Here is a 12770-nt window from a genome sequence, read left to right on the forward strand (position 1 = left end):
GTCCGGCACGCACTCTCGCCGCACCGACCGGAAGCCCGAGTACGTCCAGTACGCGGGCTTCCGGTCGGCACGCCGAGAGCACGCACCGGACGCCGCTCCTTCCCCACGGACATCCGCCACACACCCCCTAAAGTGGTCGCATGACAGAGATACCGGGCGAGGTGCCGGGCAAGCCGATCTCGGCCTCCCGCACCACCCTGAGCCACATCATGACCGCCAACGACACCAACCTCCTCGGCACGGTGCACGGCGGCGTGATCATGAAGCTGGTGGACGACGCGGCGGGCGCCGTGGCCGGCCGCCACTCCGGGGGTCCCGCGGTCACGGCCTCGATGGACGAGATGGCCTTCCTCGCCCCGGTCCGGGTCGGCGACCTCGTTCATGTGAAGGCGCAGGTCAACTGGACCGGCCGCTCCTCCATGGAGATCGGCGTACGGGTCCTCGCGGAGCGGTGGAACGAGTCCACCCCCGCCACCCAGGTCGGCAGCGCCTACCTCGTCTTCGCGGCCGTCGACGTCGAGGGCAAGCCCCGCGCGGTCCCGCCGGTCATCGCGGAGACCGAGCAGGACGAGCGGCGCAACCAGGAGGCCCAGATCCGCCGCACCCACCGCCTCGCCCGCCGCCAGGCGATCATGGAACTGCGCGAGCGCCGGGCCGCCGAGGGCTTCGACGGGGACGCGTAGCCGGCGTCCCGCCCCGCGTGGACGGCGTCCGCCCCGGGTGGCCGCCGGCCGCCCCCGCGTAGACTCGTGAGCCGACGTCCGGCTCCGCCTGAGCAGAGGCGTTCCCGAGAACCGGCTCTGCTGCGGAGAAGCCCCCTCATGCCGACTGCCACCCAGCCTTCCCCCGCGCCCGCGGGCACGCCCGCCCCCGGGGGCCGCCGGGCCGTCCCGGCGCGCCGGATACCCGGGCCCGACTGGCTGTGGGCAGCCCTGCTGACCCTCGCCGTCGGCGTCGTCAAGATCGGCAGCGCACAGCCCTGGCGCGACGAGCTGGCCAGCTGGTACGCCGCCTCGCGCAGCACCGGCGAGCTGATCGACATGCTGGGCCAGGTCGACGCCGTGTCCGGCCTCTACTACCTGCTGCTGCACGGCTGGATCTCCCTCTTCGGCGACTCCGAGGCCGCGCTCCGCCTGCCCTCGGCCCTCGCCATGGCCGGCGCCGCGGCCTTCGCGGTCCTGACCGCGCGCAAGCTGTTCGACCGCCGCACCGCCGTCTTCACCGGCCTGCTCTTCGCCCTCCTGCCGTCCGTCTCCCGCTACGCCCAGGAGGCCCGCTCGTACGCGTTCGCCGTGCTCGCGGTCACCGCCGCGACCTGGCTGCTGCTGCGGGCGCTGGAGCGGCCGACCCCCCGGCGCTGGGCCCCGTACGCCCTCGCCGTCGCGCTGGCTGGGCTGTTCCACATGGTCTCGCTGCTGTTCCTGCTGCCGCACGCCCTGATCGTGCTGCTGCGCCGGCGCCGCGACCGCCGCGGGCGCACCCTCGCCGGCTACGCGGTGGCCGTCGCCGTCGCGCTGATCCCCGTCGTCCCGCTGGTGCTGCTCGGCCGCCAGCAGGTCGGCCGGCAGATCGGCTGGCTCAAGGCCCCGCACCTGCGCAGCCTCGCCGACCTGTGGAACGGCCTCTTCGGCTCCCCGCTGGTCGCGCTCGCCGTCGCCGCCGTGGTGCTGCTCCCGCTCGCCTGGAGCCGCGGCCGACGCCCCGCCGGGGAGCTCATGCTGATCGGCGCGGTCCCCGTGGCCGCCGCCTGGGTGGTCTCGCAGGGCAGCACCTCGTACTTCATCGACCGCTACCTGCTCTTCACGATGCCCGCCTGGGTCGTGCTGGCCGCCGCCGGGCTCGCCGCCCTGCGGCCGCGGCAGGCCGGGGTGGCCGGGCTGGCCGCGCTGATCCTGCTCGGGGTCCCCGACCAGCGCCAGATGCGTACGACGGGCGGCAGGGTCGGCGCCGACGGGCAGGCCGCGGCGGACGTCATCGCCAAGGGCTACCGGCCCGGCGACGGCTTCGTACCCGTCCGCGGCACGGACCGGGTCTACATGATCGACCTCCAGGTCGAGTACTTCCTGCCACCGCGGGTCCGCCTGCGCGACGTCTTCGCCGAGCGCTCCGCGGTCGCGAGCGACGACCTGTTCCCGGTGGAGTGCCCGCAGCCCGCACAGTGCCTCGGCACCACGCCGCGGGTGTGGGTCGTCACCTGGGGCGGCACGCAGGATCCGTACAACAAGCTCCCCGAGGCCCAGGCCGAGGCGCTGCGCAGCCACTACAAGGTGGTCGAGAGCCAGAAGGTGCGCGGTCTGCGCGTCTCCCTGCTGGAGCGCACGAAGTAGCGACGGCCGCGGGGCCCGCTACTTCCCGCACACCACCTGGTCGCCCGTGACCACGCCGAACTCGCCCTGGTACGGGTCCTCCGCGCGCACCGGCACCACCTTGCGGTAGTCGGCGCCCGCGATCACCACGACCGTGCGGCCCTGCCCCGCGACGGCCCGCAGCTCGCTGCCGGGCAGCGCGGTCGAGACCGTACGGGCGGAGCGGTCCCAGCGCGGGTCGTAGGTGATCACCGTGCGCTTCACGTCGCGGCTGGCGGCGTTTCCCGGAGCCCGGGTGGTGTCGAAGCCGGTGGCCCGCAGCGCGGTGTCCACCCGTCCGCCGAGGCCGTCGATCCGGGTGCCGTTCTCCACCTGCACCCGGACCTGCTGCGGGGCCACGTCCACCGGTACCGCCGGCTGCGGCTGCGGCTGCGCAGGCCGGTGGCCGGGCGCGGGCGCCGGTGCCAGCGGGCGGTCGTCGCGCAGCGCCTGGAACAGCTTCGCGGCCTTCGGCTCGTCCCACTTCACGGTGGACCCGATGCCCTTCACCCGGAAGGAGGGGTTGCCGATCGGCACCGAGGCGAACTCCGAGGAGGACGGGGTGAAGTCCCGCATCGCCTGCCCGAGGGCCAGCATCTGCTCCGAACCGAAGTCCTTGTCGGCGCGCACGGAACCGAGCAGGGTGGAGCTGACCTGCTTGAACTTGACCGGGTTGAGCAGGACGCCACCGCTGGTGGACTCGTGGATCAGGGCCGCGACGAACCGCTGCTGGCGCTGCATCCGGCCGAGGTCGGAGGCGCCGTCCACATGGCGCGAGCGCACGTACTGCAGGGCCTGTCCGCCGCTCAGGCGGTGGGTGCCGGGCAGCAGGTCGAGGCCGGTGTTCGGGTCGCGCATGGTCTTGGCGGTGCAGATGTCCACTCCGCCGAGCGCGTCGACCGTCTTCATGAAGCTGGTGAAGTCGACCTCCAGGTAGTGGTCGATCTTCACCCGGGTCATGTTCTCCACGGTGCGCACGGTCAGGTTGGGCCCGCCCTCGGCGTACGCGGCGTTCAGCTTCATCGGATGCGCCTTGTGCGGCTTGCCGGTGACCAGGTCCTGATGGGCGGGGACCTCGGCGTAGCTGTCGCGGGGGAGGCTGATCACGCTCGCCCGCTCCTTGTCGGCGGAGATGTGCACCAGCATGATCGTGTCGGTGCAGTGGCAGGGCGCGCCGCCCAGGCGGTACTCGCGCTTCTCCTCGCTGCTGATCTTCTCGCGGCCGTCGGTGCCGACCAGCAGGAAGTTCACCCCGTGCCCGGCCTGCGGGCGGTTCTTCATGTCCTTGAAGGGGTCCACCCGCTCGATCCCGGTGTCCAGCCCGGTCATCACGGCGTGCCCGATCGCCCCCGAACCCAGCACCGCCACCGCCAGCCCGGCCGCGATCCGGACCCCCCACCGGGGCCCCTCCGCCCGGCGCCGGGCCGCCGGACCGCCGACCCCCGTCATCCGCTGGGCGCGCTGCGGTGGCCTGGCGGGACGGGTGGGACGGTGCGGCTGGGGCACGGGGACACCTCCGCTGGGCAGTAGGGCAGCAGGGCAGCAGGCACATTCGGCTGATTCGTCAGAACAGTAGGCCCATACGATCAGCCTCTGTCCGTACCGCTCGTCCGCCGCGCACCCGTTTCCCCCGTACGCGGTAACGTGACACCGATACCCGACCTTGAAGGACCACATGCCCGCCCAGCAGCCCGCAGTCTCGGTGATCATGCCGGTGCTCAACGAGGAGCGCCACCTGCGTGACTCCGTCCGCCACATCCTCGGACAGGAGTACGCCGGTGAGATGGAGGTGGTGATCGCGCTGGGTCCGTCCACGGACCGCACCGACGAGATCGCCGCCGAACTGGTACGGGAGGACCCCCGCGTCCACACCGTGCCGAACCCCACCGGCCGCACCCCCGCCGCCCTCAACGCCGCCATCAAGGCCTCGCGTCACCCGATCGTGGTACGCGTCGACGGCCACGGCATGCTCTCCCCGAACTACATCGCCACCGCGGTCCGCCTCCTGGAGGAGACCGGCGCGCAGAACGTCGGCGGCATCATGCACGCCGAGGGCGAGAACGCCTGGGAGGAAGCCGTCGCCGCCGCGATGACCTCGAAGATCGGCGTCGGCAACGCGGCCTTCCACACCGGCGGCCAGGCCGGCCCCGCCGAGACCGTGTACCTCGGCGTCTTCCGCCGAGAGGCGCTGGAGCAGCAGGGCGGGTACAACGAGGAGTTCATCCGCGCCCAGGACTGGGAGCTGAACTTCCGCATCCGCGAGGCCGGCGGCCTCATCTGGTTCTCGCCCGAGCTGAAGGTCCAGTACCGCCCGCGGCCCTCCGTACGGGCCCTGGCCAAGCAGTACAAGGACTACGGGCGCTGGCGGCACGTGGTGGCCCGCTACCACTCCGGCTCCATCAACCTGCGCTACCTCGCCCCGCCGACCGCCGTCTGCGCCATCGCCGCGGGCGTGGTCGCCGGCGCGGCCCTCACCCCGTGGGCCTTCGCCGTCCCGGCCGGCTACCTCGCGGCGATCACCGCCGGATCGGTCCCGGCCGGCAAGGGGCTCTCGCTCAAGGCCCGGGCGCAGATCCCGGTCGCCCTGGCGACGATGCACATGTGCTGGGGCTTCGGCTTCCTGACCAGCCCGCGTTCGCTGGCGAACAAGGTCATCGCGAGCCGCCGCCCGTCGGTGCGCCGCGAACCCAGCGAGGTCTGAGCGCGGGCGCCGCGGCCCCACGGGCGCGCACGGCCCCGCGTACGCGAAAGGGGTGACCCGGTCCGGTCGGACCGGGTCACCCCTTTCGTATGACCCGTGCGCTCTCAGCTCACCAGCGGTAGGGCTTGTAGACGTCCATGCACGCCCCGCTGTCCGCCCCGTTGAGCACCTCGGCGGACTCCGGGACCGCTCCGGCCTCGGGCGCGGGCTGCTGCGGGTAGACGTTGCCCTGCCGCCAGTCCGCGCCCACCACGAGGGTGATCCTGGTGGCCCCGGCGGCCTTCTGCACCGAGCCGGCCGGGATCCCGAGGGCCGCCGCCACGCTCTGCGCGTCGGCCGCCTGGGCGTCCGTGGCGTAGCGCACGACCGTGGTCTTCTCCGGAGTGGTCTTGGTGTCCGCCTTGGCCAGCGCGAACCCCTTGGTGACCAGCTGGCCCGTGATGGCCGTGGCCCGCTTGGCGACCGGCGCCGTCCCGACACCCGTGCCGTTGACCACCTGTACGGCGATCTTCGCCGGGTCGGTGGGCGGGGCCTTGGAGGGCTCGGGGGTCGGCGGTGCCGGGGAACCGCTGGGCTTGCCGCTCTCGGCCGGGGCCGGCTCGCCGTTGTCGTCCATGGCGACGTCCTTGCGGAGCAAGGTCCACATCTTCTCGGCGTCCGGGGTGTTGACGACCAGGCGGTTCTTGTCCCCCGGGGCTTCCAGCAGCGGGATCGTGGCCATCGTGATGCGGTTGACCGGTACGTCCTTGAGCGTGAGGGCGAGGTCGAGGAGCTTCTTGACCGTCCCGATCTCCTCCGACACCTCCAGCGACTTCGTCGCCGCCTCCGCCAGGCCCGTGAGGCGGGGGAGGTCGGTGAAGGCGTTCTGGCTCTTGAGCCCGCGCATCATCGAGTTCATGTACATGTGTTGCGCCTTGGCCCGGCCCATGTCACTGCCGAAGGCGTGCCGGGTGCGCAGCCACTGGAGTGCCTGCTCGCCCTGGACCCTGGTGGTGCCCGCCTTCAGCTTGAGGCCGGAACCGCCCGTCCCCGACCCCGGCTCCGAGGTGTCGAAGACGTTCTGGTTGACGCAGACGTCGACGCCGCCGATCGCGTCGGCCATCCGCACGACACCGGAGAAGTCGATCGTCATCCAGTGGTCGATGTAGACGTTGGTCAGCTTCTCCCAGGTGGCCAGGGTGCAGCCGGCACCCCCGCGGCCGAGGCTCTGGTCGATCGTCGCCCTGGTGGCCTTGTGCTTCGTGCCCGTCTTGGGATCCGTGCACTCGGGGATTTCCACGATGGTGTCGCGCGGAACGGAGGTGACGGAGGCGTTCTTCCGGTCGGCCGAGACGTGGATCAGCATCTGCACGTCGGCCCGCGCGGGCGAGCCGATGGTGTCCCAGCCCCCGCCGAGTTCCGCGTTCTCCGGCTTGTCGCGGCTGTCGGAGCCGAGCATCAGGATGTTGATCGGACGCCGGCCCGCGGCGTCGGCCTCGCCCTTGGCCACTCCGCTGTCACCGCTCAGGCGCTGGCCGCTGCGGATGTTGCCGTTGAGGTGGCGGTAGTAGAGGTAACCGGCCGCCGCCGTCCCGAGTATGAGGAACGCCAGCACCGAGGAGACCCAGCGCAGCACGCGCCGCTTGCCCCTGCGGGTGGCGCGACGGCCCCGGCGTCTGCGCGGGGAGGTGCTCCGCTGCGGGGGTATCGAGTCGGACGAGTCCGCACCGCCGTCGGATATGTCCTCGGCGCCCTGGGCGGGCGCCCCCTCCCCTCGCACGCTGCTGTGCCTCACGCGTACCCCCCTTGAATTCCTTGTGTGGTCGGTATTGTGCCGGTCCGACCTGTCCCGGCCCGGCATTTGGCGATCATGGTCGCCCGGTGGCCCCCCGGCCGGTCACTTCGCGCAGATCGCTTTGTCCGCCTCGACGCGCTGGACGCCCTCGGGGGCCTTCTGCGGCGCCGTCTGGGACACCCCGGCACCCTTGAAGTCGGCGCCCAGCGTCAGCTTCATCGGGGTCTTCGCGGCGGCGTCCGCCGTACCCGGCTTCAGCGCCGAGGCCGGGAGCCCCATCATCTCCGCCAACGCCCTGGCCTGGTCCGCCTGGTTGGGCGCGTACTCCAGCTGCGTGGTGTCGACCTTGGCCGGGGCGTTGCCGCGGTTGCTGGCCTTGGGCACGCCCTTGGTGTTCTGCAGCCAGGCCAGGGTGCCGGAGGCGGAGCCCGCCGGGCCGCCGCCGTTGTAGATGTCCACCCGTACGTCCTTGGCGGGTGCGCGGTTGCCCTGGAGCAGGGCTTCCTGCTTGCTCCTCGCCTCGGCGTCGGCCGCGTTGGCCGCGTCCTTGGCGGCCTGCTCCTTCTGCTCGACCTCCGTGAGGGAGACGTCCCCGCGGATCATCTGGAGCAGTGGATCGGCCTGCGCCGGATTCACGACGACGGTCGCCTTGACCTTCTCCGCGGGATTGTCGAGTACGGGAAGAGTGGTGAAGGTGATGTTCTTGAGGTCGATGTCCTTCAACTCGCCCGCAAGATCTGTGAGTTTGTCGATCGACCCTATGCCGGAGTCCACGCTCAGCGATTTGGTCGCCGCCTCCGCGAGGGAGAAGAACTTCTTGGGACTGGTCAGGGTCTGCTTCGACTTCATCTCGCGCATCATCGAACCGAGGAACTGCTGCTGGGTCTTGATGCGGTCGAGGTCGCTCTCGTTTCCGAATGCGTGCCGGGTCCGTACGAAGGCCAGCGCCTGCTCGCCCTCCAGCCGGTGCTCGCCCGCCGACAGCTTCAGCTTGGAGTCCTCGTCGTCGACGGCCTTCTCCACGCAGACCGGCACCCCGCCGACCGCCGAGCTCAGGTTCTTCACCGCGTTGAAGTCGGCCATCATGAAGTGGTCGACCTGGATCCCGGTGAGCTCCTTGACCGTACGCATCGTGCAGCCCGGGTCGCGGCCCGCCTGGCCGAGGCTCGTGTTGAAGCGGACCCCGCGCTCCCCGGGGATGGTCTTCGTCGTACCGTCCGGCTGCTTCGTCGGGCAGGACGGGACGTTGGTGATCAGGTCGCGCGGAATGGACAGCGCGGTCGCGTTGGAGCGGTCCTTGGCGACGTGGAAGAGGATCGTGGTGTCGGCGTGCCCGACGCTGCCGGAGTCCCCGTAGCCCTCGTTGCCCTCGCCGCTGCGCTTGTCGGTGCCGATGACCAGGATGTTGAAGGCCTGGTCCTTCTTGAAGCCGCCGCTCGTCCCGGCGTCGCCGACGTCGGTGACGTTCAGGTTGCCGTTCAGGTGCTCGTAGTAGAGGTACGCCGCGACCGAGCCGCCGACCAGCAGGAACGCGAGGGTCGCGCCGGTGATGACCAGGACCTTCTTCTTGCGGCCGCCGCCGTCCTTGCGCGAACGGCCGCCGCGCCGTCCGCCACCGGGAGGCCCGTCGCCGCGGCGCGGCCCGGGGACCGCCGGGGAAGGGGAGGGGGTAGCGGGTGCGCCCGGAGCCGGGGCGCCACGGCGCCCGGCCTGGCGGGGGGTCTGGTCCGACGGCGCTCTGCGGGGGGCGGCGACGGACGCGTGCCCTTGCGCAGGGGAATGGTCCAGTTGCAGTTCGTAGTTGCCTGTGCGGGGGTTGAGCACCCACTGGTCTGCGGGGTCGATCTCGTCGGCCCGCCCACGGCTTTGCGCATCCACGGTTGCTCGAATCCTCCGTCGGTGCTTCGCGATGCGCCTCCCCCCAGGCGCCCGGTCAACGGTCCGGCTGCTGGTGCACGGCCTCTTTGCTGGCCGGGGCACCGGATCGCTCACCTTATCCGGCCAGGTCAGCCGCAAACCATGCTGGTGACAAATTCCACTCCCCTTATAACGGGCCAATTGCCTCAAGCAGCTCGGTTCGGTGTCCGGCTTTTGGGATTGCTTTACCGTAAAACCCCGACCCCGCGGAGGTGTCGTACGCGGGCCCGCCCGGGGGAGCGCGTCAGCGGCAGTCGGCGGTACCGGCCGTGGTGCCCGTGAAGGTGGGGACCGGTGCGGGGCTGCTTTCTGCGGGGGCGGACGGGCTGCCCTCGGCCGCCGTGGCGGTGCGGGGGCTGGGCTCCTGCCGGGGCTCCGGCTCGGGCGGGGTCACCGTCACCGGCTTGTCGGCCCGCAGCTGCTGGAACAGCCGGTTCGCGTCCGGCTCCAGCAGCTCGTCCCGGTTCGGGTCCACGGAACTCGGGCGGCGCGGCACCGTCAGGAACTTGACCTGGTCCGTCGGTATGTCCCTTACGCCCCTTACGAGTTCATACAGGCCGCGCAGCGACGCCAGTCCCGGGTCCGTGGTCACCGAGGAGGTCGCCGCGTCCAGCAGCGGATAGAGCCGCGCCGGGTTCAGCAGCACCCCGTTGCTCTGCACCTTCGTGACCAGCGAGCCGAGGAACTGCTGCTGGCGCTGCATCCGCTCCGTATCGCTGCCGTTGCCCAGGCTGTAGCGGGCGCGGACGAAGCCGAGCGCCTGCTCGCCCTGGAGCGTCTGCCGGCCGGCGGGCAGCTTCAGCTTGGCCTCCGGGTCGTTCACGGGCTCCTTGAGGCAGACCTCGACCCCGCCGACGGCGTCGACCATCTTCTTGAAGCCGCCGAAGTCCAGCACCATGTGGTGGTCGATGCGGATCCCCGTCAGCTTCTCGACCGTACGGATCGTGCAGGCGGCCCCGCCCCACTGGAACGCCCAGTTGAACTGCGCCGTCCGCTCCGTGGTGCGCTGCCCGTCGGGCCCCAGGCAGCTCGGGATCTCCGCCATCAGGTCCCGGGGTATCGACACGGCCGTCGCGCTCCTGCGGTCGGCCGGCAGGTGCAGCAGGATCGCGGTGTCCGAGCGCTGGGTGCCCTGGTCCTGGCCGTAGCGGGCGTTCTCCCGGCCCGAGCGCGAGTCCGAGCCGATCAGCAGGATGTTCTGCGCGCCCCCCGCGAGGTGCGTAGGGCGGTCCCGCTCGTAGCGCCGCAGCTCGGAGGCGGCCGAGGTGTCCTCGGTGATGTTCCCGTCGAGCTTGGTGTAGAGCCACCACCCGGCGGCCGCCCCGGCGAGGACCAGCACGGCCAGTACGAGGCCGAGCCAGCGCAGCAGCCGGCGCCGACGGCTGCGCGGAGGCTTCGGAGAGCCTCCGGCAGCTTCGGTGCCGCCCGGTATGCCTGCGCTGTCCGTCACTCGCGTTCCGTCCCCTCGCCGCCGTGGCACGACCAGCCGTACGGGTGAGCACGGCTTCCCCGATCGTGCCCCCGGGTGGCCGGGGCGGCCCGGGGGCAGGGCCCCGTACAGGGCCATGTGGGTGACAAATCGCCCGTTGTCGCTGTTGGGTGGAGTGGGTGACGGGCCGCTGGGCGATCCGGGTGACCGACTACCGGGCGGTGTGGGTGACGCGCTCGCTCTCGGTCCGCTGCGCCAGACCGTCCGCCGACAGCTGGTCGAGGTTGCGGCACAGGACCACCGAGCCGCCGGCGGCCAGCGCGGCGAAGAGCCCCGTAGAGAGCCCCTCCCAGGTGTCGTAGCCGAGCCCGGACAGGATCCGCGAGCCCTCCTTGAGGCCGAGCTCCGCCGCGTCCTCGCGGGCCCGCTCGCAGAGCCGTGCGTACGAGAGCTCCTCGCCCCCGACCACCAGGCCCGGGCCGTCGGCGTCGACCGGCGCGAAGGGCGCGAACCGGTCGCCCTGCCCCGGCACCTCCACGGCGTAGTCCGCGAACCCGGCGGGCGGCTGCGGGAACCGTCCGCCCAGCGGCCGCAGCGCCAGCGCCACCCGCTCGCCCGGGCACGCGGCGGCCTCCCGAAGGGTGTCGGGCCCGCTCACGACGAGGTCGGCATCGGCCGGATCCCCGCCCACCTCGGCCACGACCCCCACCGAGGCGCAGGCGAGCAGCCAAACGGCGCTCTGCCAGTGCGCCGGGAGCATCAGCGCGAGCCGGTCGCCCGGCTCGGCGCCCAGGTCGCCCTGGAGCAGATTGGCGGTCTTGGCCACCCAATTGGCGAAGGTGGCGACGGACAATTCGACGCGCTCGCCCGTGGCGTCGTCGTAGAAGGTGACCAGAGGGCGGCCCGGATCGGCGGCGAGCGCGGATCGCAGCAGGTCGGCAGGGGTGCGGTCGGTGGCGTTCACGCACCAGAGCCTACGCGGGCCGCTCCCCCGTACGGCGGCAGTACGCTCCCCCGTACGGGGTAGGCGTACGGGCCGCCGATCAGACGGGGTGTCAGTTCTCGGATGGCGAGCGCCGCCGGGAGTACTCAGCATCCTTTCCATGCGTGGATTCCTTGCTTCCTCGATCGGCGTCGCGACGGCAGCCGCACTGGCCCTGCCGCTCGTGCTCCCCACTACGGCCCTGGCCGCCCCCCTCACGGGCGCGGTCACCCCGGTGGCTCCCGCCGGGTCCACCCAGTCCCTGCCCCTGGTCCCGCTGGGCCCGGCCGCCGAGTCCCCCGGCGTCCCGGGCATGAGCACCTCACCCCGCCTGCCCGAGACGCAGGGCCTGGCCGCCCGCGAGGTCACGACGTTCTCGCTGGTCGGCGTCGTCTGGGACGACGCGAGCACCCAGCTCTTCGGCCGCGTCCAGGTCCGTACCCGCTCCGCGTCGACCGCGGCCTGGTCCGACTGGCAGGACGTCGAGACCCACAACAGCGAGCACGCGGCCGACCCCGACACGCCGGAACGCGGCTCCGGCCGGGTCCGCGGCAGCACCGCCCCGCTGTGGGTCGGCGAGTCCGACGGCGTGGAGGTACGCGTCCAGGCGGAGCCCGGCAGCAACCGTGCGGCGGCCCGCCGGCTGCCGTCGGGCATGCGCATCGAGCTGGTCGACCCCGGGGCGACGGCCGGCCGGCCGGCCGTGGCCGACGGCAAGAACGGCGCCCCGACGGGTGACGACAAGGGCGATCTGGTGCTGCTGCCGGGCATGACGATGGAGATGGCGGAGTCCTCCGCCGTCAACGTCCCGATGGCCCCGCTCGGCGCGAACGAGATCCCCGCGCTCAACAAGGCCGACTCCACCGCCGACGCCGTCCTCGCCGACGACACGCGCGAACAGGTCGCGCGCCCGTTCATCGGGCCGCGCCCGCGCATCGTCACCCGCAAGGGGTGGGGCGCGGACGAGAGCCTGCGCGAGAAGGCCTTCGTCTACACGAACACGGTCAAGGCTGCGTTCGTCCACCACACCGCCTCCGGCAACAACTACGCCTGCAAGGACGCCCCGGCGGTGCTGCGCAGCCTGTACCGCTACCACGTGGTCAGCAGCGGATGGCGCGACATCGGCTACAACTTCGCCGTCGACAAGTGCGGCACGGTGTACGAGGGGCGCGCGGGCGGCGTCGCCAAGGCGGTGCTCGGCGCGCACACCATGGGGTTCAACACGGACAGCATGGGCATCGCGGTGATCGGCTCGTTCGGCACCACGGCCCCGCCGGCGGTCGCCGTCAAGGCGGTGGCGCAGCTGACCGCGTGGAAGCTCGGCCTCTTCGGGGCGGATCCGCGGGCGAAGACGACCCTGACCTCGGGCGGCGGCAACCGCTACCCCAAGGGCAAGAAGGTTTCGCTGAACGTCATCTCGGGCCACCGGGACGGCTTCGCGACGGAGTGCCCCGGCAAGCGCCTCTACAGCGAGCTCCCCCCGACCCGCGTCTCCTCGGCGAAGCTCCAGGGCCGGTAACGGCGGGAGCCGGGGGGGGGGGGGGGGGGGGGGGGGGGGGGGGGGGGGGGGGGGGGGGGGGGGGGGGGGGGGGGGGGGGGGGGGGGGGGGGGGGGGGGGGGGG

9 protein-coding genes are annotated in these 12770 nt (G+C 72.4%); 4 read left to right on the plus strand and 5 right to left on the minus strand.

Annotated elements, in window-relative coordinates:
- Window positions 1-140 precede the first annotated feature (140 nt).
- Window positions 141-683 carry an acyl-CoA thioesterase gene (locus ACZ7GJ_RS37575; RefSeq protein WP_470758421.1) on the plus strand — a complete coding sequence of 181 codons (543 nt, stop codon included), beginning with the start codon at window positions 141-143 and terminating at the stop codon, window positions 681-683.
- Window positions 684-821: 138 nt separating this feature from the next.
- Window positions 822-2327, plus strand: coding sequence for a glycosyltransferase family 39 protein (locus ACZ7GJ_RS37580; RefSeq protein WP_470758423.1), 1506 nt, complete (start codon window positions 822-824; stop codon window positions 2325-2327).
- Between the two features lie 18 nt (window positions 2328-2345).
- On the opposite strand, the gene ACZ7GJ_RS37585 is transcribed toward ACZ7GJ_RS37580, so the two are convergent.
- On the minus strand, window positions 2346-3794 hold the full coding sequence (locus tag ACZ7GJ_RS37585; RefSeq protein WP_470758437.1) for an LCP family protein: 1449 nt from the start codon (window positions 3792-3794) through the stop codon (window positions 2346-2348).
- Window positions 3795-4020: 226 nt separating this feature from the next.
- Here ACZ7GJ_RS37585 and ACZ7GJ_RS37590 point away from each other — a divergent pair, with 226 nt between their 5' ends.
- Window positions 4021-5046, plus strand: a complete 1026-nt coding sequence (locus ACZ7GJ_RS37590; RefSeq protein WP_470758425.1) for a glycosyltransferase family 2 protein — start codon at window positions 4021-4023, stop codon at window positions 5044-5046.
- 109 nt (window positions 5047-5155) lie between these two features.
- On the opposite strand, the gene ACZ7GJ_RS37595 is transcribed toward ACZ7GJ_RS37590, so the two are convergent.
- From ACZ7GJ_RS37595 to ACZ7GJ_RS37610, 4 genes are all read right to left on the minus strand, one after another.
- Window positions 5156-6820, minus strand: coding sequence for an LCP family protein (locus ACZ7GJ_RS37595; protein ID WP_470758427.1), 1665 nt, complete (start codon window positions 6818-6820; stop codon window positions 5156-5158).
- Window positions 6821-6922: 102 nt separating this feature from the next.
- Window positions 6923-8698, minus strand: a complete 1776-nt coding sequence (locus tag ACZ7GJ_RS37600) for an LCP family protein (RefSeq protein ID WP_470758429.1) — start codon at window positions 8696-8698, stop codon at window positions 6923-6925.
- Between the two features lie 283 nt (window positions 8699-8981).
- Complete coding sequence (locus tag ACZ7GJ_RS37605; protein WP_470758431.1) at window positions 8982-10187, minus strand: LCP family protein; 1206 nt, start codon at window positions 10185-10187, stop codon at window positions 8982-8984.
- A 190-nt stretch (window positions 10188-10377) separates the two neighbouring features.
- Entirely contained in the window at window positions 10378-11130 is a 753-nt protein-coding gene (locus tag ACZ7GJ_RS37610; protein WP_470758433.1) for a TIGR03089 family protein, read from the minus strand.
- Between the two features lie 139 nt (window positions 11131-11269).
- On the opposite strand from ACZ7GJ_RS37610, the gene ACZ7GJ_RS37615 reads away from it, so the two are divergent.
- Window positions 11270-12667, plus strand: a complete 1398-nt coding sequence (locus ACZ7GJ_RS37615) for a peptidoglycan recognition protein family protein (RefSeq protein ID WP_470758435.1) — start codon at window positions 11270-11272, stop codon at window positions 12665-12667.
- Window positions 12668-12770 lie beyond the last annotated feature (103 nt).

It is taken from the genome of Streptomyces sp. NPDC037242 (genome assembly GCF_055604165.1).